23 protein-coding genes are annotated in these 23,261 nt (G+C 63.0%); 14 read left to right on the forward strand and 9 right to left on the reverse strand.

The window, feature by feature from the left end; genetic code table 11:
- Positions 1-48 precede the first annotated feature (48 nt).
- The 6 genes from AC07OK_RS23605 (at position 49) to AC07OK_RS23630 (ending at position 6,430) form a co-directional block, all read left to right on the forward strand.
- A complete protein-coding gene (locus AC07OK_RS23605) occupies positions 49-1,158 on the forward strand; it encodes a LysM peptidoglycan-binding domain-containing protein (RefSeq protein WP_494692575.1) in 1,110 nt (369 codons plus the stop codon).
- Positions 1,155-2,300: a DNA-processing protein DprA gene (gene dprA, locus AC07OK_RS23610; RefSeq protein ID WP_494692576.1), complete on the forward strand. Its 1,146-nt coding sequence runs from the start codon at positions 1,155-1,157 to the stop codon at positions 2,298-2,300. Before AC07OK_RS23605 ends, dprA begins: the two co-directional genes overlap by 4 nt.
- 67 nt (positions 2,301-2,367) lie before the next feature.
- Positions 2,368-2,832, forward strand: a complete 465-nt coding sequence (locus AC07OK_RS23615) for a Smg family protein (protein WP_494692577.1) — start codon at positions 2,368-2,370, stop codon at positions 2,830-2,832.
- Positions 2,833-3,089: 257 nt separating this feature from the next.
- Positions 3,090-5,780 carry a DNA topoisomerase III gene (locus AC07OK_RS23620; RefSeq protein ID WP_494692578.1) on the forward strand — a complete coding sequence of 897 codons (2,691 nt, stop codon included), beginning with the start codon at positions 3,090-3,092 and terminating at the stop codon, positions 5,778-5,780.
- Positions 5,781-5,903: 123 nt separating this feature from the next.
- Entirely contained in the window at positions 5,904-6,134 is a 231-nt protein-coding gene (locus tag AC07OK_RS23625) for an addiction module protein (RefSeq protein ID WP_494692579.1), read from the forward strand.
- The gene (locus tag AC07OK_RS23630) at positions 6,131-6,430 is read left to right on the forward strand and encodes a type II toxin-antitoxin system RelE/ParE family toxin (protein WP_494692580.1); all 300 of its coding nucleotides are present in this window, start codon (positions 6,131-6,133) and stop codon (positions 6,428-6,430) included. The genes AC07OK_RS23625 and AC07OK_RS23630 overlap by 4 nt, the downstream gene beginning before the upstream one ends.
- A gap of 51 nt (positions 6,431-6,481) precedes the next feature.
- On the opposite strand, the gene AC07OK_RS23635 is transcribed toward AC07OK_RS23630, so the two are convergent.
- Entirely contained in the window at positions 6,482-6,670 is a 189-nt protein-coding gene (locus AC07OK_RS23635) for a hypothetical protein (RefSeq protein WP_494692581.1), read from the reverse strand.
- 135 nt (positions 6,671-6,805) lie between these two features.
- Between AC07OK_RS23635 and AC07OK_RS23640 the strand changes: the two genes are divergently transcribed.
- Positions 6,806-7,123: a metalloregulator ArsR/SmtB family transcription factor gene (locus AC07OK_RS23640; protein WP_494692582.1), complete on the forward strand. Its 318-nt coding sequence runs from the start codon at positions 6,806-6,808 to the stop codon at positions 7,121-7,123.
- A 28-nt stretch (positions 7,124-7,151) separates the two neighbouring features.
- Positions 7,152-8,114, forward strand: a complete 963-nt coding sequence (locus tag AC07OK_RS23645; protein WP_494692583.1) for an acyl-CoA desaturase — start codon at positions 7,152-7,154, stop codon at positions 8,112-8,114.
- On the opposite strand, the gene AC07OK_RS23650 is transcribed toward AC07OK_RS23645, so the two are convergent.
- From AC07OK_RS23650 to AC07OK_RS23660, 3 genes are read right to left on the reverse strand one after another with little or no spacing between them, the layout of a single operon-like run.
- On the reverse strand, positions 8,111-8,710 hold the full coding sequence (locus AC07OK_RS23650) for a hypothetical protein (RefSeq protein WP_494692584.1): 600 nt from the start codon (positions 8,708-8,710) through the stop codon (positions 8,111-8,113). The genes AC07OK_RS23645 and AC07OK_RS23650 overlap by 4 nt on opposite strands.
- A 1-nt stretch (position 8,711) precedes the next feature.
- Positions 8,712-9,380, reverse strand: coding sequence for a hypothetical protein (locus AC07OK_RS23655; RefSeq protein WP_494692585.1), 669 nt, complete (start codon positions 9,378-9,380; stop codon positions 8,712-8,714).
- The gene (locus AC07OK_RS23660; RefSeq protein WP_494692586.1) at positions 9,377-10,402 is read right to left on the reverse strand and encodes an NADP-dependent oxidoreductase; all 1,026 of its coding nucleotides are present in this window, start codon (positions 10,400-10,402) and stop codon (positions 9,377-9,379) included. The genes AC07OK_RS23655 and AC07OK_RS23660 overlap by 4 nt, the downstream gene beginning before the upstream one ends.
- Positions 10,403-10,476: 74 nt before the next feature.
- Between AC07OK_RS23660 and AC07OK_RS23665 the strand changes: the two genes are divergently transcribed.
- From AC07OK_RS23665 to AC07OK_RS23675, 3 genes are all read left to right on the forward strand, one after another.
- Positions 10,477-11,391 carry a LysR family transcriptional regulator gene (locus tag AC07OK_RS23665; protein WP_494692587.1) on the forward strand — a complete coding sequence of 305 codons (915 nt, stop codon included), beginning with the start codon at positions 10,477-10,479 and terminating at the stop codon, positions 11,389-11,391.
- Positions 11,392-11,495: 104 nt separating this feature from the next.
- A complete protein-coding gene (locus AC07OK_RS23670) occupies positions 11,496-11,978 on the forward strand; it encodes a hypothetical protein (RefSeq protein WP_494692588.1) in 483 nt (160 codons plus the stop codon).
- 92 nt (positions 11,979-12,070) lie between these two features.
- Positions 12,071-12,550, forward strand: a complete 480-nt coding sequence (locus tag AC07OK_RS23675) for a hypothetical protein (RefSeq protein WP_494692589.1) — start codon at positions 12,071-12,073, stop codon at positions 12,548-12,550.
- 32 nt (positions 12,551-12,582) lie between these two features.
- Here AC07OK_RS23675 and AC07OK_RS23680 read toward each other — a convergent pair whose 3' ends face one another.
- From AC07OK_RS23680 to AC07OK_RS23695, 4 genes are all read right to left on the reverse strand, one after another.
- The gene (locus AC07OK_RS23680; RefSeq protein ID WP_494692590.1) at positions 12,583-16,164 is read right to left on the reverse strand and encodes an ABC transporter permease/M1 family aminopeptidase; all 3,582 of its coding nucleotides are present in this window, start codon (positions 16,162-16,164) and stop codon (positions 12,583-12,585) included.
- A gap of 9 nt (positions 16,165-16,173) precedes the next feature.
- Positions 16,174-17,067 (reverse strand): ABC transporter ATP-binding protein, encoded by an 894-nt coding sequence (locus tag AC07OK_RS23685; RefSeq protein ID WP_116992301.1) that lies wholly within the window; start codon positions 17,065-17,067, stop codon positions 16,174-16,176.
- Between the two features lie 207 nt (positions 17,068-17,274).
- Positions 17,275-18,471 (reverse strand): ABC transporter permease, encoded by a 1,197-nt coding sequence (locus tag AC07OK_RS23690; RefSeq protein WP_494692591.1) that lies wholly within the window; start codon positions 18,469-18,471, stop codon positions 17,275-17,277.
- 3 nt (positions 18,472-18,474) lie between these two features.
- Complete coding sequence (locus AC07OK_RS23695) at positions 18,475-19,254, reverse strand: ABC transporter ATP-binding protein (RefSeq protein WP_494692592.1); 780 nt, start codon at positions 19,252-19,254, stop codon at positions 18,475-18,477.
- A 112-nt stretch (positions 19,255-19,366) separates the two neighbouring features.
- Between AC07OK_RS23695 and AC07OK_RS23700 the strand changes: the two genes are divergently transcribed.
- Both AC07OK_RS23700 and coq7 read left to right on the forward strand, forming a co-directional pair.
- Positions 19,367-19,801: a hypothetical protein gene (locus AC07OK_RS23700; RefSeq protein WP_494692593.1), complete on the forward strand. Its 435-nt coding sequence runs from the start codon at positions 19,367-19,369 to the stop codon at positions 19,799-19,801.
- Between the two features lie 47 nt (positions 19,802-19,848).
- The gene (coq7, locus tag AC07OK_RS23705) at positions 19,849-20,490 is read left to right on the forward strand and encodes a 2-polyprenyl-3-methyl-6-methoxy-1,4-benzoquinone monooxygenase (RefSeq protein ID WP_494692594.1); all 642 of its coding nucleotides are present in this window, start codon (positions 19,849-19,851) and stop codon (positions 20,488-20,490) included.
- On the opposite strand, the gene AC07OK_RS23710 is transcribed toward coq7, so the two are convergent.
- Positions 20,487-20,909 (reverse strand): OsmC family protein, encoded by a 423-nt coding sequence (locus AC07OK_RS23710; RefSeq protein ID WP_494692595.1) that lies wholly within the window; start codon positions 20,907-20,909, stop codon positions 20,487-20,489. The two genes, coq7 and AC07OK_RS23710, sit on opposite strands and share 4 nt — an antisense overlap.
- Before the next feature lie 129 nt (positions 20,910-21,038).
- On the opposite strand from AC07OK_RS23710, the gene AC07OK_RS23715 reads away from it, so the two are divergent.
- Positions 21,039-23,240 (forward strand): NHL repeat-containing protein, encoded by a 2,202-nt coding sequence (locus tag AC07OK_RS23715; RefSeq protein ID WP_494692596.1) that lies wholly within the window; start codon positions 21,039-21,041, stop codon positions 23,238-23,240.
- Positions 23,241-23,261 lie beyond the last annotated feature (21 nt).

Raw genomic sequence — 23,261 nt, forward strand, 5'->3', positions numbered from 1 at the left:
TGCTATCGTGTGCCTGCGCAATTTATGGCGCATTTACTGGATCTACTAATGAAAAATTTTAGCACAGTCGGCACCCGCTTAGTATTAGCGGCTCTTTTTTCGGGCTTGACGGCAGCTTCAGCCGAGCCACTGAAATGCGAGTTTCGCGCCGATGCGCCGGACCAGCACCTGGTGGTCAAGGGCGATACGCTGTGGGATATTTCCGGTAAATTCCTCGAACGCCCCTGGTGCTGGCCCACCGTCTGGGGCATGAACCGCGAGGAAATCGCCAATCCGCACTGGATTTATCCGGGCCAGATCATCTGGTTCGACCGCGCCGCCGGCCGCCTGCGCCTGGGCAATAAGATCGACGCCAGCAATGACGCCAGCAACAGCGCCTCCAACCTGCGCCTGAAGCCGCAATTGCGCACCGAGGGCCTGGGCAAGGATGCCGTGACATCGATACCGGCCGGTGTGATCGAACCCTTCCTGACCCAGCCGCTGATCATCGAAAACGATGAGCTGGCCGGTGCGCCGCGCGTGGTGGCTACGCAGGACGGCCATGTGTTCCTGGGCAAGGACGACAAGGCTTATGTGCGCGGCGATCTGAAGGGCGGCACCTCGTTCCAGGTGTTCCGACCCGGCAATCAGCTGAAAGACCCGATCACCAAGGCCGTGATCGGCTACGAGGCGTTCTACCTCGGCACGCTGAAATTGCAGACCGAAGCCCGGCCCGGCGCCGCCAGCGACGTCCACACCTTCGTGGTCGCCAGCGCCAAGGAGGAGATGGGCAAGGGCGACCAGCTGCGCGCGATTCCGCCGATGCCGATGCAAAACTACGTGCCGCATCCGCCCGAGCAGAAGGTGGGCGCGCGGGTGGTGGCGATCTACGGCGGCGTCACGCACGCCGGCCAGAACCAGGTTGTCAGCATTAATCGCGGAAAGCTTGATGGACTCGACATCGGCTCCGTGCTGCAGCTGTACCATGCGGGGAAGACTGTCAGCGACGCCACCGCCTCCAAAAGCTGGCTGGGCATGCGCGAACAGCAGGTCAAGCTGCCGGACGAGGAAGTGGGCAGCTTGTTTATCTTCCGCGTGTTTAAGCATATTTCCTACGGCTTGATCATGCAGGTGTCGGCGCCGGTGGAAGTGGGCGACGTCGCCAAGTCGCCGGAGTGACCCGCGCCGTGCAAGCCACGGATACCCCTACCGCCACGTTCCAGCCCATCAGCGCCGCCGCGCTGGCGGGCTGGCTGCGTCTGGAGATGACGGACGGCGTCGGCCTGGGCACGGCGCACCGGCTGCTGGAGCGCTTCGTCACGCCCGAGGCGATCTTCGGCGCCGGCCGCGCCGCGCTGCTGGAAGAGGTCAAGCCCGGCCAGGCCGATGCCCTGCTGCAAGCGCCGCCGGACCGGCTGGCCGCCCTGGTCGACGCCACGCTGGCCTGGCAGCAGCAGCCCGGCAACCGTCTGCTGAGCTACGACCATCCCGACTATCCCGAGGCGCTGCGCCATATCGCCGCCGCGCCGCTGCTGCTGTACCTGAAGGGTCGGGCGGAACTGCTGGGGCGGCCGTCGCTGGCGGTGGTGGGCGCCCGCAACGCCAGCGCCCAGGGCATGCTGAACGCCGACCGCATGGCGCAGGCCCTGTCCGAGGCCGGGCTGACCATCATTTCCGGGCTGGCGCTGGGCATCGACGCGGCCGCGCACGCCGGCGGCCTGAACGGGCCGGGCAGCACGATCGCCGTGATCGGCACCGGCCCCGACCGGATTTATCCGGCCCGCAACAAGGAGTTGGCGCGCCGCATCGCCGAGGAGGGCTGCATCGTCAGCGAATACGCGCTGGGCACGCCGCCGCTGCGCGACAACTTTCCGCGCCGCAACCGCGTCATCAGCGGCCTGGCGCGCGGCGTGCTGGTGGTGGAGGCGGCCGCCAAGTCCGGTTCCCTGATCACGGCGCAGCTGGCGATCGACCAGGGCAAGGAGCTGTATGCGATCCCCGGTTCCATCCATGCCACGCTGGCCAAGGGCTGCCATGCGCTGATACGCGAGAGCGGCGCCAAGCTGGTCGAGACGGCGGCCGACATATTGACCGACCTCAAGCTGCTCAAGCCCGGCGCGCGCGGCACCCGGCCGCCGCTGGACGACACCTTTGTCGACCGCGTGCTGGCGGCGCTGGGCGAGCATCCGGCCGGCGCCGACCTGCTGGCGCTACGGCTGAACCAGTCCGCCGCCGACTTGCAGGGGCAGTTGCTGGCGCTGGAGCTGGCCGGCCTGGTCGAACGTTTGCCAGGTGGCATGTTTCAGCGTTTGCGCGCATGATGGTGGGAAGAAAAGGCGAACTGCCCGGCACTTGTGTCCGATCTGTTTTAACTGATAGAGTAGAGCCATGTTCGACATCCTTGTTTATCTCTACGAGACTTATTATCGTCCCGATGCCTGCCCGGAACCGGCCGCATTGGCCAAGAAACTGTCGGCTGTCGGTTTTGACGATGTCGAGATTTCCGAGGCGCTGGTCTGGCTGACCGACCTGAACGCCATCGCCGGGGTGGAGCAGACCCTGACCGCGTCCTCCACCGGCACCCGTTTCTACGTGGAAGAAGAGCAGGACGTGCTGGGTTCGGCCGCGATCGGCTTCATCCAGTTCCTGGAGTCGGCCAAGGTGCTGTCGCCGTTGCAGCGCGAAATCGTCATCGAGCGCGCGCTGGCGCTGGAAGAGGCGCCGGTATCGCTGGGCAAGCTCAAGGTCATCGTCCTGATGTTGCTCTGGAGCCAAGGAAAAGAGCCGGACGCGCTGATGTTCGACGACCTGTTCGGTTCCGACGAGGACCAGGCGCCCCGCCTGCTGCACTAATATAGACCGCCGCAGCGGCCTGTACTCCCCATAATGTAATGATTTAAGCAACATTCCGCCGGCTGATATGCCGTATTGCCGCGGTGTGGCGCTGTTTGCTTGCGGTCGGGCCGGCAACGCGCTTATCATTGGCGCTTTGACAAGACTGTGACGCCTCGGCCTTGCCATCCGCATCGCAAAAGTGCAGACTGCGACACGATCCATGTATGATGCGCATGCTGCACCCATCCCAAGTGTTAAAAAACGAGATACAAAATATGACCAAAACCCTCATCATCGCCGAGAAGCCTTCTGTCGCGAACGACATCGCGAAGACGCTTGGCGGCTTTACCAAGCACGATGAGTACTTTGAATCCGACGAGTACGTGCTGTCCTCCGCCGTCGGTCACCTGCTGGAAATCGCCGTACCGGAAGAACACGACGTCAAGCGCGGCAAATGGAGCTTTGCCCACCTGCCGATGATCCCGCCGTACTTCGCGCTGAACCCGATCGCCAAGACCGAGGCGCGCCTCAAGGTGCTCAACAAGCTGATCAAGCGCAAAGACGTCACCACCCTGATCAACGCATGTGACGCGGGCCGCGAAGGCGAGTTGATTTTCCGTTTGATCGCGCAGAACGCCAAGGCCAAGCAACCGGTCAAGCGCCTGTGGCTGCAATCGATGACGCCCGGCGCGATCCGCGAAGGCTTCACCCAGTTGCGCAGCGACGAAGACATGATGCCGCTGGCCGACGCCGCCCGTTGCCGCTCGGAGGCCGATTGGCTGATCGGCATCAACGGCACCCGCGCGATGACCGCGTTCAACTCGAAAGAGGGCGGCTTCTACCTGACCACCGTGGGCCGCGTGCAGACGCCGACGCTGTCGATCGTGGTCGAGCGGGAAGAGAAGATCAAGAAATTCGTCTCGCGCGACTTCTGGGAAGTGCGCGCCGAGTTCGTTTGCGCGGCCGGCATCTATGAAGGCCGCTGGCTCGACACCAAGTTCAAGAAGGACGAGACCGACCCTGAAAAACGCGCCGAGCGCCTGTGGAGCAAGGCCGCGGCCGACTCCATCGCGCTGGCCGTGCGCGGCAAGCAGGGCGCCGTCACCGAAGAATCGAAGCCGACCACGTCGATGGCGCCCGCGCTGTTCGACTTGACCAGCCTGCAGCGCGAGGCCAACTCGCGCTTCGGTTTCTCGGCCAAGAACACGCTGGGCCTGGCGCAGGCCTTGTACGAAAAGCACAAGGCGCTGACCTACCCGCGTACCGATTCGCGCCACCTGCCGGAAGATTACATTCCGACCGTGATGCAGGCGCTGGAAGTGGTCAAGGAAAACCCGAACTACCACCAGTTCGCCAAGCAGATCCTGGACAAGAAGTGGGTCAAGCCGAACAAGCGCATCTTCGACAACACCAAGATCTCGGATCACTTCGCGATCATTCCGACCACCATCGCGCCGAAGAATTTGTCCGAGCCGGAACAGAAGCTGTACGACCTGGTCACGCGCCGCTTCATGGCCGTGTTCTTCCCGCCTGCCGAGTTCCAGGTCACCACCCGCTACACCGAAGTGTCCGGCCATCAGTTCAAGACTGAAGGCAAGGTCATGACCAACCCGGGCTGGCTGGCGATCTACGGCAAGGAAGCCTCGACCGACGACGACAAGGAAGGCAACGCCAACGGCAACCTGGTGCCGGTGGTCAAGGGCGAGAAGGTGCTGACCGACACGGTCAACGCCAACGGCCTGGTCACCAAGCCGCCCGCACGCTACACGGAAGCGACGCTGCTGTCGGCGATGGAAGGCGCGGGCAAGCTGGTCGAGGACGACGAACTGCGCGATGCGATGGCCGGCAAGGGCCTGGGCACGCCAGCGACGCGCGCCGCCACCATCGAGGGTCTGCTGACCGAGCGCTACCTGCTGCGCGAAGGCCGCGAACTGATGCCGACCGCCAAAGCGTTCCAGCTGATGACGCTGCTGCGCGGCCTGGGCGTGAACGAACTGACCGCGCCGGAACTGACCGGCGAGTGGGAATACAAGCTGTCGCAGATGGAGAAGGGCAAGATCTCGCGTGAGGAGTTCATGCGTGAAATCGCCCAGATGACGCAGATCATCGTCAAGCGCGCCAAGGAATACGACAACGATACGATCCCGGGTGATTACCACACCCTGCACACGCCGTGCCCGAACTGCGGCAGCGTGGTCAAGGAAAACTATCGCCGCTTTGCCTGCACCAAGTGCGAATTCTCGATGAGCAAGACGCCGGGCAGCCGCCAGTTTGAAATCGAGGAAGTGGAGCAATTGCTGAAGGACCGGACCATCGGCCCGCTGCAAGGTTTCCGCTCGAAGATGGGACGTCCGTTCGCGGCCATCCTGCGCATCGTGCGCGACGAAGAGATCAAGAACTTCAAGCTGGAGTTCGACTTCGGCCAGAACGACGATTCGGAAGATGCCGAGCCGGTCGACTTCACCGGCCAGACCGCCTTGGGCCCGTGCCCGAAGTGCGCCGGCGGCGTGTACGAGATGGGCCTGGCGTATGTGTGCGAAAACAGCGTCGCCAAGCCGAAGACGTGCGACTTCCGCAGCGGCCGCATCATCCTGCAGCAGGAGATCCTGCCGGAGCAAATGGTCAAGCTGCTCAACGATGGCAAGACCGACCTGCTGCCTGGCTTTGTCTCGCAGCGCACGCGTCGTCCGTTCAAGGCTTTCCTGACCAAGGGCAAGGACGGCAAGATCAGCTTCGAGTTCGAAGAGCGCAAGGCCAAGGCTCCGGCCAAAGGCAAAGCGGCCAAGGTAGCGGACGAGGGCGCGGACGGTGCAGCGGAAGACGCGGCGCCGGCGAAGAAAGCGCCGGCCAAGAAGGTGGCCGCAGCCAAGGCTCCGGCCAAGGCGGCGGCAGCCAAAAAGCCGGCGGCCAAGAAAGCGCCAGCAAAAAAAGCAGCGCCTAAGAAAGCTGCCGCCACCGCTGAGTAAATTCAGCGGAGCCAATAAAAACGGGACCTTGATGGTCCCGTTTTTATTTCAAGATATACTGCAATGAGTTCCTTTAGCCGGCGAGTAGACAATTCAGCTCGCATCTCTACGTCAGGAGTGATCATGACCGATCGTGTTTCTGAAATTGCCGCTTTGGGCTGCGAGCTCCCTGCCCATGAGCGGCTACGCTTGCTATCCTTACTTCTCCAGTCGTTGCATAACGATGCGTTGGGCGAGGTCGATGCCGCATGGATGGTGGAAATCGAACGTCGCGTCGCCTCCCATGAGCGCGGGGACGGCGAGTTATTCGAGGTGGATGACGTGATGAATGATGCCGCACGTATAGCACCTTGAACCAGAAACGTCTCCGCATACGAGCCGAAGCCCGCGCCGAGTTCTTGCGCGAGACGGAGTATTTCGAGAAGCTGCAACCCGGAGCCGGCCGGCGTTTTCGACTTGCCGTGCAAGCGGCGTTCAATCTGATCTTGAAGTTCCCTACAGGTGGACCATTGGGGCCCGCTGGTACGCGTAAGACCAAGGTTAAGGGCTTTCCATTTACGGTGGTGTACCGCGAAGAGACGGCCGAGATTATTATCTTTGCGATTGCGCACGACAAGAAACGACCTGGCTACTGGATGAAATCCCTCTAGTCGAAGCTGGACCTATGCAAAGCCGCTGTTCAGTTGCGGCTTCCGACCAAACTATCCTTCGAGCCATTTGCTAAGGCGCCGTTTGACATCTTCCTGCGAAAGCGTTCCCTCAGCTTTTACGCGGTCGTCGCTTTTCTCGATCTTGGCGAGCACGTAAAGATGATACTGGATATCGTCTAGCGAACAGTCATCTGGCAGAGACTCCAGAAGACTGATTACTCGTTGTTTGGCTGGTGACATGCTTGGCTCCAGAATCTGATGTCCTTGTGTGACTTTAGTATATCGCGTGGACGCGATCCTTGATCTTGCCGAAAGTAGTGGACATGCCGTCCGAAAAGGATTTAAATATTAACTTATTCGTTAATAGGTTAATTTATGGACTTGGATCGCGTATTCGAGGCTTTAGCCTCAAAACCACGTCGGAAAATCCTGGCGTATCTGTCGGAGCTTGAGTTGTCGACCTCTGACCTGGCAACCCGCTTCGAGATGAGTGCGCCTGCGATTTCACGCCATTTGTCGATACTCGAAAATGCAGGCCTTGTCACCAGCGAGCGCAAGGGGCAGTTTGTGCTCTACAAGCTCAATGCCGACAGCCTGGTGACTACCCTGACTGGTTATGCATTGGAAGTCTGCCCGGTGGGCGGCAAGTTGAAGCGCGAATCGCGTGCGTTGGGCAAGAAAAAAGCTACCTGATCCGCCTACTACCGAAAGGAGTTGCACCATGTCCCGTCCGTTTTCCAGCATCGAGCAACATCGTGTCCGTGCAGCCGCTGCCAGCAGTGTGGTGATTGGCGAGGTGCGCTACGCGCCGCTGAAGTCGCTGTGGTTCCTCGGCATGGCTGCGGCTGCGCTGTTCGGCGGGTACGCTACATTTTCGCTGGCTGGCCTGGTCCTGTTTCTGGTGTCTACCGCAGTCGTGCTGCTGTTCGGTCACTCACTGGGCAGCCATCGCAAGTTGATACACGATAGTTACCTATGCCCGAAATGGCTGGAATATCTGCTGGTCTATCTTGGCGTGCAAGTCGGGCTGGCAGGGCCGTTGGGTCTGCTGCGTCAGCATGAACTGCGCGACTACGCGCAGCGCTTGCCGGACTGCCACGACTATCTGCGCCACGGCCGCTCGGCGTGGGTAGATGCCTGGTGGCAGTTGAATTGTGAACTGCGCCTGGCCGACGAGCCGCAAGTCCGCATTGAAGCGCGCATCGCCGATGACCGTTTCTATCGATTCCTTGAACGGACCTGGATGCTCCAGCAACTGCCGGTAGCTGTGCTGCTGTTTTGCTGGGGCGGCTGGTCGTTCGTATTCTTCGGCACTTGCGCGCGGGTGACCGCGGGCGTGTTTGGCCACTGGCTGATCGGCTACTTCGCTCACAACCACGGCGAGATGCACTATGAAGTGCAAGGCGCGGCCGTACAAGGCCACAACATTCGTCTGACGTCGCTACTGACGATGGGCGAGAGCTGGCACAACAACCATCATGCGTTCCCCGGCTCCGCCCGCCTAGGCCTGCGTGCTGGCGAGTGGGACCCGGGCTGGTGGGTGCTATGCGCCATGCGCTGCACCGGACTGGCCTGGAATCTTAAATTGCCTACCGATTTGCCGTCGCGCCCGGAACTGCTTCGCCTGGATTGTGTCAGCGGGGCCATCGATCCGAAGGGGAAGCCGGATTTTCGCTTGAGCTAAACGCGCCAGGTCTTGTCCTGCTTCATAGGGATATCGACCAGTTTGCCGGCCTGCCATTGCAGCACGTCTTCCTTGCTGAGCGCGACCGGGTGTGTGGCTTCCAGGTTGGAGGCGATGGCGATCCATTGTTCCTGTTCGTGCCGGTAGATGGTGATTTCGCAGGTGCCGTCCGGGCTGCCGCAGGCCCAGGCCAGCCAGTCGTCGCTGATCAGCAGATAGGCCAGCTGGTCGCTGTTTGGATCTTCCAGCCGCAGGCCGTGCATGGCGCCGGAAGGTTCACGGTACCAGTCTTCCTCGTAGCTGTTGTCGAGGCCGGTTTCGTGGACGTGGTCGGCATCGTCGAAGCGCATCCAGCCCGCGTCGAGCTCGCTGCTGAGGGCGGGGTAGGCGATGGCGGGATGCCAGGTGCAGCGCTCGCCCTCCACCACGGTTTCGCCGGCGAAGCCATTGATGCCGTTGCGGTCGACGGGAATGCGCAGGTCGATGTGATAGCGCTCCGCCTGGAACCACCATACTTGCGTGCTCAGGTCGCTGCTGCCGTTGCTGCGCCAGATGCCGCTGCGGCGCCACAGGCCTTGGTATGCTGCTGGAACCATGTCATTTCAAATCGTCGGTGTAAAAATAGACCGTACCACGAATCGCGCTGGCGGGCACATGTAGAGCGGCGGCCAGCGCTTGCGCATCCGGCTGCTGCAAGGCTTGCTTGTTGAGCGTGATGGCAGCAGTCGATGCACCGCCGGCTGCCGCGTAGGAAACGATATGGTCGAAATCCGGCCGGCTGTCGATCTGCTTGACCAGGTAGCGCTGTTTGCCCATGCCGATCTGCACGTAGCTGGCGTCGGCGCTGGTCTTCTGCGCCGGTGATAACTGGCGGTACATCAGCACCTTGTCGACCACGACGGTGGAAGCGGCGAACTGCGTCTTGCCGCCTTGCTCGAAATGGCCCAGCACCAGGTCGGCCTTGAACTGCCGCAGCGGCGCGGCGCTCGCCGGCGCCAGGCGCGACAGTTCGAACTTCTCCGGCGCGATGGTCCACAGCGCGGTCTTGCCGTCGAGGCGACGGCGCAGCGCGGCGTCGGTGGCGGCATCGGCCACATGCACTTGCAGGATCACCTGATAATCATGCGGCGCATGGAACATCGGCAGGTGCGATGCGTACAGCCCTTCCTTGCCGCCGAACAGCGCCATGCCGTGCTCGCCGTAGCTGGCGTCCGCCGCGCCGGCGCCGCCGGCGATCAAGGCGAGCGTTAGCAGCGCGGCCTTCATGCCTTCACCAGCAGCTTGCCGCGATGCTCGCCGGTGAACAGCGAGTTGAGCGCTGCCGGCAATTGCGCGAAGCCGTCGATCACGGTTTCCTCGAACACGATCTCGCCCGCCTTCACCCACGGCGCGACGATGTGGATCATCTCGTCCATGCGATGCAGGTAGTCGCGCGCCAGCATGCCCTGGATGGTGGCGCGCTGGTACAGCATGTGGTGCAGCAGGCGCGGCCCCAGTTCCGGCGTCTCCAGGCCGCCGCTGTACTGGCTGATCTGGCCGCAGATGACGATGCGCGCACGGCGGTTGATGAGCGGGATGATGGCATCGGTCACCATGCCGCCGACGTTGTCGAAATACACGTCGACGCCGCCGGTCAGCCGTTTGATTTCCGCGCCCAGCGACTCGGCGTCGGCGTAGGCCTTGTAGTCGATGGCCCAGTCCGCGTCCAGCACATTGCGCAGCCAGTCGCACTTGGCCGGGCCGCCGGCGATGCCCAGCACGCGCGCGCCGTGGCGCTTGGCGAACTGCACCACCAGCGAGCCCACCGCACCGGCCGCGCCGGACACCACCACCACCTCGCCCGCATGCGGCTTGCCCGATTCCGTCAGGCCGAACCAGGCGGTGCGGCCCGGCATGCCCAGCACGCCGAGCGCGGTGGTCACCGGCGCCAGTTCCGGGTCGATGCGCTTCAGCCCGCTGGCGTGGACGCGCGCATGCGTCTGCCAGCCGGTGTAACTCTGTACCCAGTCGCCGGCCGTAAAGCCGGGCGCGTTCGACGCCAGCACCTGCGCCACCACGGCGCCTTGCTGCACGGTGTTGAGCGGATGCGGCTCGCTGTCGTAGGTCGGTTTGGTGGACTGGCCGATGCGCATATAGGGATCGACGCTGAACCAGCGTGCTTCGATCAGCACCTCGTCGTCGCCGAGCGTGGTCGACAGTTGTTGTTCAACGAGCTCGTAGTGCTCGGCCGTGATCTGGCCGACCGGCTGCCGGCGGTAGATCCATTGTTGTTGGGTGAGAGTAGTCATGCTGCAGATGGTAAGATGCTCTTCGTATCCAGTAAAGCAACTTAAATTCACTATTTGTATCCTGTTTGGACATCATGAATCTTTCCGACCTGCGTGTTTTCGTCAGCGCCGCCCGCCGTCCATCGCTGGGCGCGGCCGCGCTGGAGCTGCATTTGACGCCGTCGGCGGTGTCCAAGGCGCTCAAGCGGCTGGAAGACAGCCTGGGCAAGTCGCTGTTCGACCGCAGCGCCAAGCAGCTGGTGTTGAACGACAGCGGCCAGTTGCTGCTGGCCCGCGCCCAGAACCTGTTGGCGCTGGCCGACCAGGCCAAGGCCGACCTGATGGGCGAGCGCGCCGCCGTGGACAGCCGCATCGCCGGCCCGGCCATCCTGCTGTGGCGGCATGGACAAATGCTGTCGCAAGCGCTGCGCGCCTACCCGGAAGCGAGCTTGCGCATGCAGGCCATGTTCGAGGATGAGGCGCTGGCGGCGCTGCTGCGCGGCGACATCAACGCCGCCATCGTCACCGGCGACGTTATCGAGGGACGCGGCGAGCACTGGTCGGATGAATGGCAGGTCACGCCGCTGGGCAGCGTGACCTTGCACCTGGTGGCGGGGCAGCGTCATCCGCTGGTGGCCTCGTTGCCGCCGACGCCGCTGCTGAAGGCGGACACGGCGCAAGTGCTGGCGCACGATTTCGCTTGCCCGTCGCGTTCGCTGTTTTGCGGCGTGCAACGCGGCGCCCGTTCCGACGGCTGGCGCGACGACCAGCTGCCGCGCAAGATCCGCTACTGGACCGACGATCTGCAACTGCTGCTGGCGCTGGTCAAATCGGGCGAGGCGCTGGCCTACCTGCCGGATTTCGCGCTGGCCGATCCCGAGTTGCGCCGTATCCACGTGAGCGATTGCGCGTTCGAATGCGTGGAGCAGGTGGCGCTGGTGTGGAATCGCGTCAAGGCCAGCGCCTGGCAGCGCGAACTGGCGGCCGCGCTGGCAGGATACAACTCGTAACTTTTCTTACTGAACTGTGGTCGTCTGCCGCCGGGGCGGTCGCGTTAATTGCTCAAGACGCTGATGCACAGCGGTCTGCCAACCACTAGAAAAGGAACACAATCATGAAAACCAAATCCCTGATGATCGCCGGCGTGCTTTCCATGATCAGCGCCGCAGCTTTCGCGCAGACCGCTCCAGTGGCACAAGTCCATCACGACAATGCTCAGATCCGCCAGGACGTCAAAGAGATCCACCAGGATACCCGCCAGATCCAGCGCGACAACGTAGTGATCGCGGCCAAGCAAAGCCAGGTGGCGGCAGGCCAGCAGCAGCTGCAAGCGGAACGCGGCGAACGCAACGCGCTGGCCCGCGTCGAACACGCCGACGTCAAGAAGGGCGACCTGGCCGGCGCCCAGCAGCTGGACCAGGCGCGCCGCGCCGAGCAGCAAAACATCAAAGTGGAGAAGCAGGCCATCAAGCATGACGAGAAAGTGATCGCCCGCCGCAGCGTCGACAAGCACCAGGAGCAGGTGGCGCGCCGCGACGAGAAGCTGGAACGCCATGCGGACCAGGTCAAGCGCGACCATGATGCCGCCAAGATCTGATCGTCGACATCCCAAGCAAGCCGGGCGCCTCCAAAACGCCCGGCTTTTTTTCGCTTGCACCGCCGGGGCCGAACACCTATATTGAAGGTACTATGACCGTCGCCCTCAACTCCGTTAGCGCAAGTCCGGCTTACCAGCCGTATGTGCCCTCCGTCTCCAGTACGGCGGCGGGGGCCTTGTCGTCCGAGGCGGTCAGCCTGTCGGCGGAGTCGGCCGTGGTGGCGTCGCTGGGCGGATCGACCGGCGCGGCGGTCTACACCCCGTCAGGCTTGCTGGATGCCTTGCAGCAGGCCGGCACGACGACCGAGGCGGTCACCGTTCCCATCGACGGCAGCAAGGTCGATACTGCCGCCACGGCGCAGCAGGCGCAGGATCAGGCCGTTCTTTCCTCCCTGGCCTCGGCGCCGTCGGCGTCGGGCGTCTACACCGGCGCCGGGACGGTCAGCGGCCTGTCCGCGCAGGCATCGGCCAATTGGGCGGACTTGCTCAAGGCCAATCCCAACCTGGCCGGCACCGTCATCGCCGATTCCTACAATGCCGGGCTGGTCAGCACCCTGCAAGTCACGGCCTAGGCACGTCCCCGCTTGCCACTGAACGGCTGACCTTACTGGGCCAGCAGCTCGACGTTGATCATATTGTCGTCGGGCTTGCGGTCAATGAGCTTGTTGTCGGGGTCGATGCCGGCCTTGCCCGGACGGCCGTTGATGATCACCGTGTACAGATTGTCCTTGCGCTCGATCAGCTTGCGCTCGCGGTACAGGCTGTTGCCGTCCTTGTCGTCGATGCCGATGTCGATCCAGTCCTTCAACGGCGCGTCTTTTTCCGCGCCCTGGTCGTTGGCCCGCACCTTGGCGGCGCTGACCGCGAACGTCACTTCATATTTGCCGTCCACCAGCTTGCGCGCGGTGGCCGAGACGGCATGGTTCTCGTACAGCACGATGTTGTTGAACAGGTCGTCGATCAGGTAGGCCTGTTCGGGCGGCGTGATCTTGCGCAGCGCCTCGACCAGTACCGTGACGCTCGGATACGGCCCGGTCTTGCGGCCATATTGGGCCAGCAGCTCCTTCAACGCGGTGTTGATTTTGGCTTCGCCCAGGATGTCCTGCAACTGGTACATCGCCAGGCTGCCCTTGTGGTATTGGATGTAGTTCTGGCTTTCGTTTTCGGCCAGCGGCAATTCCTTCTTGCGCTCCAGCGCGCGGCCCACCAGGTACAGGTCCAGGTCGTAGTGCAGGAAGCGGCGCATCTTGTCCGCGCCGAAATTCTTCTTCATCACCATCAGCGCCGAGTATTCGGCCAGCGTTTCGCTCAGCACCGAGCCGCCGCGCGTGTTGCCGCCGACCAGCTGGTGGCCCCACCACTGGTGCGCCACTTCGTGCGCGGTGATGTAGAACGGATAGTCGATGTCCTTCGGGCTCTTGTCGTTGACCTTGGCGATGAAGCCTATCGATTCCGAATACGGTATCGTGGTCGGCAGCGATTGCGCGTAGGTGCCGTAACGCGGGAACTCGACAATGCGCACCAGCTTGTGCTGGTAGGGGCCGAAGTTGCGCGTGTAGTAGTCCAGCGCTTCCTTGATGCCCTTGTCCATGCGGTCCAGGTTGTACTCATGGCCGGGATGGTAGTACAGCTCGATGCCCACGTCCTGCCACCAGTCGCGCTTGACCAGGTAGCGCGCCGACTGGATGGCGTAGTAGTTCAGGATGGGCTGGTCCATCTGGTAGTGATAGTAGTGTCGTCCCTGCTTGCTCCATTCCTTGACCAGCGTGCCCGGCGCGATGGCGATCTGGTCGGCGCTGGTGCTGATGGTGGCGTCAAAGCTGATCCAGTCGGCGTCGTTGCTGGCGAAGTTGTTGGCCAGGCCGGCCGGGTCGTCGCGCGGCAGCATGCGTTCGCGCGCCGGCAGCTTGTGCTTCCTGCGGTCGCGCACGTCGCTCAGTTCCACCGCCTGCTGGTAGCCGATGTGCGGCAGCACGCTGTTGTTGAAGAAGGTGCCGTTGCCGATCACCGGCGTGTCCTGGCCCATGCCCAAGATGCCTACGGGCAGGTAGACCACGTCGAACTCCATGGTCAGCTGCGCGCCCGGCGCCAGCGGCTTGGCCAGCTTGTAGCTGTAGAAGCCGAGATCGTCATCCTGGAAGCCCGGCCGCGCGTCCTGGCTGAAGCGCGCCTTGAATTGGGTGGTGCTGTTGTCCTGGTAGACCAGCACGTCCGTGATCGGCTGCGCGGTCTTGTTCTCCAGCAGGTAGCGGCCCTTGACGACCAGGCTGCGCTGGTCCGGCACGATGGCGACGTCGAGCTTGACGTCGGTGATGCGCGGCTGCGGCACCACGGCGAATTTCTTGTACTTGCGCTCGTAGTCGGCGCGCTCGGCGTCCTTCTGGTAGGCCGATTTGAAACAGTGGGCGACGTGGGTGTTGTAGAACACCACGCTGCCGGCGCCGACGAACACCAGCAGGCCGGCCGCGACCGTGCTCAGCACCGGCACCGTCAGCGCGTGGCGCGCCAGTTGCAGGCGCTGGCGCCAGCCGTCGTTGGTGCCGCGCGCCCAGAACAGCAGCGACAGCACCGCCAGCAGCAAGGCGGCGCCGGTCCAGTAGAGCTCGAACCAGCGTTCGCGCGCCAGGAAGTGGCCGTAGCCGTTCATGGCGGAATACATGAAGCTCGGCATGTTGCCGTAGACCAGCATGGGGTCGTCGACGCCGATCGTGCCCAGCGTGATGCTGGCCAGGTAGTAGACGATCATCGCGAAGTAGGCCAGGTATTTCTGGTTGATCAGCACTTGCAGCGCGATCGCCAGCACGGCCGACAGCGCATAGGCCGGCATCTGGATCAGGAACAGGTGGTGCAGGTACAGCCCCGGCTCCAGGATGAAATAGCCTTTGGCGATCTGGATCGCCATGCCGCACACCATCACCACCACCATCAGCAGGGTTTGCAGGCCGATCAGCGCGATCAGCTTGGACAGCATCGGCAGCCAGCTCGGGATCGGCAGCGCGTCGAGCATCTGCGCCATGCGCGCCTCGCGCTCGCGCCACACCAGCTCGCCCGCGTAGAAGGTGGTGATGACGAACATGAACAGGGCGAAGGTTTCCGACACCGACTCCAGCACCAGGTAGGTGACCGGGTAGGTGCTGGTGCCGAATATCGAGCCCATGTCCAGCGCGCTGGCCAGCATCATCAGCACGCCGGCCAATACCAGCACCAGGAAATAGATGTTCTTGGTGGTTTCGCGCAGGTTCAGCCAGCTCATCTTGAACAGCAGCGCGGCCAGGCTGCGCGACTGGAAGTCCGGCTTTTCCTGGGTGCTGGTGGACTGGGCCGACAGGTGCAGCGGCGTTTCGCCTTCGCCGCGGCTGGTGCTGCCGGCGCCGCTGTCGATGGTGGCGATGAAGTGGAAGCGCCAGTAGCCCAGCAGCAGGCCGGCCAGCGCGAACGAACACCACAGCACGCGGTTGAGCAGGTACACGCCTTCCGGCCAGAACATGCGGCTGTTGCGCTCGATGATGGGCCAGTATTCGGTCAGACGGATCACGGCGGTGGTGCCGAAGGGGTCGATCAGCGCGGCCAGGGTTTTGTAGTCGAGGTCGCGCGCCAGGCCGGGGGCGACGATGTAGCCGATCAGCATGACCACGCTGGAGATGTAGACCGGCAGCATGCGCCGCGTCAGCGCGGCCAGGATGAAGAACACCGCGCCGAAGATGAAGATGTCGGGCAGGATGACCAGCAGGTAGGGGATCAGGTAGCCCAGCACGCCGGGCTGGCCCAGCCGCTCCGGCTCGATGCCGGGGATGTAGCTGCCCAGCCAGGCGCCCAGCAGGATGCTGGTGAAGATGATGGCCAGCGTCAGGTAGGCGCCGAGGAAGCGGCCGAACATGTACTGGTGCTTCTTGATCGGCGCCGAGAAGAAAAAGTGCTGCATGTCGTATTCGAAATCCTGCTGCACCGAGCGGCCCATCATGGCGGCCATGACCACCACGCCCAGCGAGGCGAGCACACTGGTGGTGAACATCAGCGAGCGGGGCGAGTTGATCAGCTGGCTGCCGAAGGCGACCGAGGCGCCCTTGAAGACGCCGCCGGCGGCGGCCATCCACAACAGCGACAGCGCCAGGAAACCAAAGAAATAGACCCAGGTGGACAGCAGCTTGAGGCGCTGGCGCGCTTCAAAGTAGGCGATGGAAAACATCAGGCCGCCTTAATCGCAGGTGGCCGCAGCGCTGTGGCGGCCGGCGATGGTGGCGAAATAGACATCTTCGAGGTCGCCGATGGCTTCTTCAAAGCCGTCGCCGGGATCGGTCTCGCTGTAGACATGGATGAGGGTGCGGCCGGACAACAGGCGCGACGAGATGACCGGGTGGCGCAGCTGGAACGATTGCAGGTCGCGCTTGTCGATGAAGCGGGCCCAGATCTTGTCGCTCACCTCGTGGATCAATTCCTGGGTCGGGCCGCACAGCAGCAAGTGGCCCTTGTTGATGATGGCCATGTTGGCGCACAGGTCGGCGACGTCGCTGACGATGTGGGTCGACAGGATCACGGTCTTGTCTTCGCCGATGTCGGACAGCAGGTTGTGGAAGCGCACCCGTTCCTGCGGGTCGAGGCCGGCGGTCGGCTCGTCGACGATGATCAGCTTGGGGTCGCCCAGCAGCGCCTGGGCGATGCCGAAGCGCTGGCGCATGCCGCCGGAGAAGCCGCCGAGGCGCTGGTTGCGCACGTCGAACAGATTGGTTTGCTGCAGCAGGCCGTCGACCACCTCGCGCCGGCGGTTGCGGTTGGACAGGCCCTTGAGCACGGCGAAATGGTCGAGCAGCTCGTAGGCGGTCACCTTCGGGTAGACGCCGAAGTCCTGTGGCAGGTAGCCCAGCAGGCGGCGCACTTCGTCTTTTTCGTCCAGCACGTCGATGTCGTCCAGGAACACCGAACCGGAATCGCATTCCTGCAAGGTCGCCAGCGTGCGCATCAGCGTCGACTTGCCGGCGCCATTGGGCCCGAGCAAACCGAACATCCCGGTCGGGATGGTGAGCGAGATATTGTCCAGCGCTACGACGCCATTGCCGTAGGTTTTAGACAAGTTGCTGATGCGTAATTCCATGCTAACTCCTGAATGATTCTGCCGGTGCCTGCGCCGCGTTTCTGCACGGCCATACACTTTTCACATGATGGCATTGTATTGAATTTGCCCTCTATGTGGGGCGCCATTGCGATAGGCGGCCGAAACCGCGCGCCAGAGTGCAGAAAAGGCCGACCAGACGGCGGCGCGCAGCGGCCCCATTCAGGGTTAGTTGAATAGACAACTTGTTCAATTTCTAAACAAAACCTGCTCCCGGTTGAACCACCAGCGGCACAGGGCCAGCAGGGCGCCGGCGGTCAAGGTGGTCGACAGCAGGATGACCCAGAACATGCTGTAGTCCATCGTGCCCTTCACCAATTCCTTCATCGCCAGCGAGACATTGGTCATCGGCACCATCGCCCATTTCCAGTTCAGCTCGACGCCGGGCAGCAACGCCACCAGCGTCGGCAGCACGGTGACGATGATCAGCGGCGAGATCAGGCCGGCCGCCTCCTTGTAGCTCTTGGCGTAGACCGAGATCGACAGCAGGATGGCGGCGAAGATGGCGGCGGTGGGCACCAGCATCAGCGCCACCATGGCCAGGTCGAGCAGGCCGATGGCGCGCACCATCTGCACCAGGTCGCCGCCTATCATGGGGCCGAAGAAAGTCAGCAGCATGCCCAGGCTGCCTATCATCAGCAGTGCCGAGGTCAGGCCGACGGTGAACAGCATCAGGAACTTGGCCATCACCAGCGCGGTGCGCGAGACCGGCGCCAGCAGCAGGGTTTCCAGGGTGCCGCGCTCCTTCTCGCCGGCGCCGGTGTCGATCGCCGGATACATGGCCGCCATCAGGCACACCATCAGCAGGATGTAGGGCAGCATGCCGCCGACCACGGCGCCCATCTGCTCGCGCTTGTCGGCGGTGGAATGGTCTTCCAGCGTGATCGGGTCGAGCGCGAAGCGCAGCTGCTCCTTGTTGAGGCTGAGCGCGGACAGCGCCTGTTCGCGCAGCAGGCGGTTCTGGCCGCCGACCACCGACATCACGCGCTTGCGCGTCAGGTCGACCGTGACGGCGCTGTTGTAGTGCAGCGCGATCACCGCTTGTTGCTGCTGGGCCAGGCTCGCTTCGAAGCCGGCCGGGATCACCAGCGCGAACTTGATGCGGTCGTCGCCGATGGCGGCCTTGATGTCGGCCGGGCTGGCCAGCACCACTTCGCGGAAGCCTTTTTCCCTGGCGAAGCGTTCGGCCAGCTTGGGCGCGTGGTCCTTGCCGAAGATGGAGTAGGTCATCTCGGCCTGGCTGGCCTGCTTGAACATGCTCGACGAGACGTAGCCGAAGCCGGTGAAGATCAGCGGCATGGCGAACACCGGAATGAACACGGTGAAGAAGAAGGTGCGGCGGTCGCGCGCCAGCTCCAGCAACTCCTTGAGGTAGATGATCCACATGGCTCAGGGCTCCTGGTTGATGACGCCGACGAAGGCGTCGTACAGGTCGGCGCTGCCGCCCAGGTGGCGCAGCTCGCCGACCGTGCCGTGGAAGGCGGTCTTGCCGTGGTTGATGATGCAGACGCGGTCGCACAACTTTTCCACTTCGTGCAGGTGGTGGGTGGAGAAGATCAGCGGCACATGCAGCGCCTTGTAGCTGGCGATGAAGTCCAGCAGGATCTTGGCCGACATCACGTCCAGGCCGGTGGTCGGTTCGTCGAGGATGACGATCTGCGGCTCGTGCACCACGGTGCGGGCGATCGAGCATTTCTGCTTCATGCCGGTGGACAGCTGGTCGGCGCGCTTGTTGCCGTACTCGGTCATCTGCAGCAGCTCGAACAGCTCGTCGCAGCGGCGCTTCAGGTAGGGCGGGCTCATGCCGTGCAGGCGGCCGAAGTATTCGACGTTTTCGCGCGCGGTCAGGCGGCCGTACAGGCCGGTGGTGCCGGATAAAAAACCGATGTGCTGGCGCGCCGCCAGCGGATCGCTGAGCAGATCGACGCCGTTGGCGTGTATGCTGCCTGCATCCGGTTTCAGTGCGGTGGACAGCAGGCGCAAGGTGGTGGTCTTGCCGGCGCCGTTGGGACCAAGCAGGCCCAGCACTTCACCGGGCGCGCAGCGGAAGCTGACATCGCGCACCGCATGGAACCAGCCGTCGTGGTCGCGCGGATCGCGCGCCTGGGCCGGCTTGCCGCCACGCGACGACAGGCGAAAACGCTTGGCGAGACCCCTGACCTCGATCATTGTTCTGCCCCTTGTTAAAAAGATTTCAAGAGTAGCATGTAAAAATTCTCGCGCGCAAGCTACTAGCTGCACAAATGTCTTGCTATAGTCGGATATGGGAGCACAACAAAAAATGAATCCTCAATTGCAGGAAAAAATTCTGGCGGTCACCCATTGTGGCGTCGACCGTAGCGAGTCCACCGGCTTCTTTCGCGTGGCGCTGGGCCTGTTTTACCTGTCGGGCCTGATGACCAAGGAAACCCTGGACTTCGCCAAGCTGGACCGCGACTTCAACCGCTTCATCTATCACAGCATCGGCAAGGGCCACAGCATCACTAGCATCCTGCAATACATGAGCGGGGAGAAGGTGGTGCCGGTGGTGGAGTCCAAGCGCTTCCTGCGTGCGTTTGCCGAACACTGTCCGGAAGTTCCGATCGAGAATATCCCCTTCCTGCTGGGCCTGAACCTGAGCGTGGCGAAAGACATTTCCAAGATCGATGTGCGCGGTCCGGTGGCCGACTACATCGAACGCCAGCGCCAGTTGCGCGAAGCGGCCGAGGCAAACTGAGGCTGACGCCTCTATAATATTGCTTTCGTCCGAATTCGAGTTTTCCTATGGCCGCACATCACCACACTCCGCTGGACCGATTGATCGCCGGCGCCGACAAGGCGTTGCGCGTGATGGCCGGCGTCGCCTCGGCATCGCGGCCGACGCCGGCGCTGCACGCGGCCGACGCTCAGATGAGCGAAGCGGAAACCCGCCACAGCGCCGGCTTGATGCGGGTGAACCATGTGGGCGAGGTGTGCGCGCAGGCGCTGTACAACTCGCAGAGCCGCTTCGCCAAGACCGAAGAGATGCGCGCGCAGTTCGAGCAGGCGGGCAGGGAAGAGGAAGACCATCTGGCCTGGACCGCGCAGCGGCTGGGCGAATTGAATTCGCATATCAGCGTGCTCAATCCGCTGTTCTATGCCGGCGCGTATGCGCTGGGCACGGTGGCGGCGGTGCTGGGCGATGCGCGCAGCCTGGGTTTTGTGGTGGAGACGGAGCGGCAGGTGGAGGCGCATCTGGCCAGCCATCTGGACCAGCTGCCGCCGCAGGACGCCAAGTCGCGCGCCATCGTCGAGCAGATGCGGCAGGATGAGATCGAACACGGCGCCGCCGCGCAGGCGCTGGGCGCCTCGCAGACGCCGGCCCCGGTGCAGGCCGTGATGGCGGTGATGGGCAAGGTCATGACCAGCACCGCGTATTACATCTAAACTTCGATAATCTCGAACGAGTGGGTGATCTCGGCGGTCTTGCCGAGCATGATGGATGCCGAGCAGTACTTGTCGTGCGACAGCGTGATCGCCCGTTCCACCGCTTCAGGCTTCAAGTCCTTGCCGGTCACGGTGAAGTGGAAGTTAATCTTGGTGAACACCTTCGGCTCCGTGTCCGCGCGCTCGGCGGTCAGCGTGCACTCGCAGCCGCGGATGTCGGCGCGGCCCTTCTTCAGGATCAGCACCACGTCATAGGCCGTGCAGCCGCCGGTGCCCAGCAACACCATCTCCATCGGACGCGGCGCCAGGTTGTGGCCGCCGCCCTCGGGCGCGCCATCCATGTTGACCATGTGGCCGGAACCGGTCTGGGCCAAGAAAATCATGCCCGACGGGCCATTCCAGCTGACTTTGCATTCCATCATTCTCTCCGTTAAAAGCGTTGCGCATATTGTAAAGGAGTCCGGCCGGACTGGCTTGCATGAGGTTTTTTTACTTGCGGCAACCTCGAACGACTCGCATACTTTATGACTTAGATCAAGGAGGCTGCGATGAATCAGGCCATCAAATACCTTTGTTCCTATGGTGAGTTGACCGTGCCGGGCACCACGCCCCTGGGGCCGCTGGCCGACGATTTCACGCTCAATTCGCCGGTCGGCGTGCATGCCGATAGTTTCGGCAGGCTGTGGGTGTGCGATACAGGCAACAGCCGCGTGCTGGTCTTCAACGCCGATTTGTCCGAGCTGTTGCATGTGATCGAGGGCCCCGGCGACGATACGCCCGATGCGCCGCGCCTGCTGATGCCCTTCCATTTGTGCCCCCATCCCACCCACCAGCTGATGTACTGCACCGACATGGGCCATGGCCGCGTGGTGGCCTTCGCCTACGATGAAGACGAGATCTGGTTCAGCCACGCCTTTGGCGAAGGCGACGGCCACTACCTGCCGCTGTCCGATCCGAACGGCATCACCGTGGTGCGCGAGCGCGACGGCGTCGACTACCTGTACGTCTGCGACGAGTTCTTCCACACGGCCGACGACCTGGCCAGCCGCTGCGTCAAGTTCACGCTGGACGGCGAGTTCATCAGCCAGTTTCGCCACGTGGCCGGGCCGGGCGCCCGGCATGAATTGCTGTGGCCGCAAGGGCTGGCCAGCGATGCGCAAGGCAATCTCTACCTCGCCAACACCGGCCACTACGAAGTGCTGAAGATCAGCACCGACTGGCCCATCGTCGACGAATGCGTGCAGGCGCCGCATGACGCGGTGATGCTGCACCAGCATGGCAAGCCGACCGGCATCGGCAAGTTCAATGTGATGCGTTCGGTGTGCGTGATCGGCGACCGCGTGTTCGTGCCGGGGCATATCGAGAACGCCATCACGGTGTACGACCTGGAGGGCCGGAAGGTCAGCGTGGTCGGCGGCCTGCTGCCCTTGTGGAACCACACGCTGGAGCCGGTGCACAGCCTGTCCGATTTCGTCTACGGCGCGCTGGAGGATGTGGTGTTCGTCGGACCGTACCAGCTCTGCGCAGCGGAAGGCGAGCCGGACGTGTATTTCATCAGCGAGCCGTTCGCCTCCAGCGTGATTAAAGTGCGCATTCCGCGTGTCCAAGGCGAGGAGGATGCGCTGCTGATGGAGTCGGTCGGCCACCGGCGCGATGGCCAGAACCTCCAGAACCGGCTGCGCTCGACCTCGCAATTCAATTGCATGACGTCGGTGATCGGCTTCAAGCGCGAGCGCCGCATGGCGCCGCGCGAGCCGCTAGCCGGCGGCAACTGGATCGACTACTGGGCCAGGGCGACGACCAGCATCTACAAGTACTGGTACGACCAGTTCCGCACGCACATGGGCATCGATCCGCTGGCGCGCATGGCGAACGCGTCGCTGAACATCGATTCCGGCAACTGGTGCATGAAGACTTTCAATACCGAGAGCGATTCCTACCATCAGTTGCAGGACATTATGCGCGGCTTCTTCGTGCCGGGCGACCTGGCGATGGACGTCTACTACCCGCACACGCCGCCGCTGGGGCAGGTCTGTCCCGGCACGCCGATCGTGTTCGTCACCAACTTCAATCTGTGCACGGTGACGATGTACCAGTTCAATCCGGCCGGCTACCTGATCAACTACGGCATGCCGTTCGGCCGCGAGGGCATAGGCGGCGACGGCACGCTGAAGGCGCCGCAGGGCATCGCCATCAACGGCCAGGGCGAGATCTACATCGCCGATTCGCTCAACAACCGCATCTCGATGTGGCAGATCCAGCCGACCGGCTACGTCGCGTTCCGCAAAAATTTCCGCTGGCAGTCGGACGACGATTTCACGCCCTGCGACATCGCCATCGATGACCGGGACCGCTTGTTCGTCTGCGACCAGTTCAACAACTGCCTGCGCGTGTTCGACCGCGAGGGCAACAGCCTGTGGAGCTACGGCCAGCTCGGCTATTGCGATGATGTCAACGTTGACTACGAAAAATTCATGCTGCCGGCCAGCGTCTGCATCGACGGCGAGCGCCTGATCGTCAACGACCTGGTCAACCGCGCGCTGAAAGTGTTCCGCATCGGCGAGCACACGCTGACCTACGAAACCGGCATTTCCGTGTTCAAGAAGTACCCGGACGCCGGCGGCGTCTGGATGCCGTACTTCATTTACGCCGACCGCGGCCGTCTGTACGTGCCCGACACGACTTTCAATGTGGTCAATGTTTTCCGTTATGGAGCAGCGGAGCCTGATTCTGTCGGCATTGCGGCTTGACTCGGCGGGTGCTTCCCGCTT

The organism is Duganella sp. GW821-FHT07G03 (assembly GCF_059418605.1).

Coding starts and splice junctions, on each gene's coding strand:
- AC07OK_RS23640 (WP_494692582.1), top strand. CDS start 6,806: ATGGACTTGGATCGCGTATTCGAGGCTTTAGCCTCAAAACCACGTCGG.
- AC07OK_RS23690 (WP_494692591.1), bottom strand. CDS start 18,471: ATGTGGATCATCTACCTCAAGGAGTTGCTGGAGCTGGCGCGCGACCGC.
- AC07OK_RS23715 (WP_494692596.1), top strand. CDS start 21,039: ATGAATCAGGCCATCAAATACCTTTGTTCCTATGGTGAGTTGACCGTG.
- AC07OK_RS23650 (WP_494692584.1), bottom strand. CDS start 8,710: ATGGTTCCAGCAGCATACCAAGGCCTGTGGCGCCGCAGCGGCATCTGG.
- AC07OK_RS23605 (WP_494692575.1), top strand. CDS start 49: ATGAAAAATTTTAGCACAGTCGGCACCCGCTTAGTATTAGCGGCTCTT.
- AC07OK_RS23695 (WP_494692592.1), bottom strand. CDS start 19,254: ATGATCGAGGTCAGGGGTCTCGCCAAGCGTTTTCGCCTGTCGTCGCGT.
- AC07OK_RS23670 (WP_494692588.1), top strand. CDS start 11,496: ATGAAAACCAAATCCCTGATGATCGCCGGCGTGCTTTCCATGATCAGC.
- coq7 (WP_494692594.1), top strand. CDS start 19,849: ATGGCCGCACATCACCACACTCCGCTGGACCGATTGATCGCCGGCGCC.
- AC07OK_RS23660 (WP_494692586.1), bottom strand. CDS start 10,402: ATGACTACTCTCACCCAACAACAATGGATCTACCGCCGGCAGCCGGTC.
- AC07OK_RS23675 (WP_494692589.1), top strand. CDS start 12,071: ATGACCGTCGCCCTCAACTCCGTTAGCGCAAGTCCGGCTTACCAGCCG.
- AC07OK_RS23710 (WP_494692595.1), bottom strand. CDS start 20,909: ATGGAATGCAAAGTCAGCTGGAATGGCCCGTCGGGCATGATTTTCTTG.
- AC07OK_RS23620 (WP_494692578.1), top strand. CDS start 3,090: ATGACCAAAACCCTCATCATCGCCGAGAAGCCTTCTGTCGCGAACGAC.
- AC07OK_RS23665 (WP_494692587.1), top strand. CDS start 10,477: ATGAATCTTTCCGACCTGCGTGTTTTCGTCAGCGCCGCCCGCCGTCCA.
- AC07OK_RS23635 (WP_494692581.1), bottom strand. CDS start 6,670: ATGTCACCAGCCAAACAACGAGTAATCAGTCTTCTGGAGTCTCTGCCA.
- AC07OK_RS23655 (WP_494692585.1), bottom strand. CDS start 9,380: ATGAAGGCCGCGCTGCTAACGCTCGCCTTGATCGCCGGCGGCGCCGGC.
- AC07OK_RS23700 (WP_494692593.1), top strand. CDS start 19,367: ATGAATCCTCAATTGCAGGAAAAAATTCTGGCGGTCACCCATTGTGGC.
- AC07OK_RS23645 (WP_494692583.1), top strand. CDS start 7,152: ATGTCCCGTCCGTTTTCCAGCATCGAGCAACATCGTGTCCGTGCAGCC.
- AC07OK_RS23685 (WP_116992301.1), bottom strand. CDS start 17,067: ATGGAATTACGCATCAGCAACTTGTCTAAAACCTACGGCAATGGCGTC.
- AC07OK_RS23615 (WP_494692577.1), top strand. CDS start 2,368: ATGTTCGACATCCTTGTTTATCTCTACGAGACTTATTATCGTCCCGAT.
- AC07OK_RS23680 (WP_494692590.1), bottom strand. CDS start 16,164: ATGTTTTCCATCGCCTACTTTGAAGCGCGCCAGCGCCTCAAGCTGCTG.
- AC07OK_RS23625 (WP_494692579.1), top strand. CDS start 5,904: ATGACCGATCGTGTTTCTGAAATTGCCGCTTTGGGCTGCGAGCTCCCT.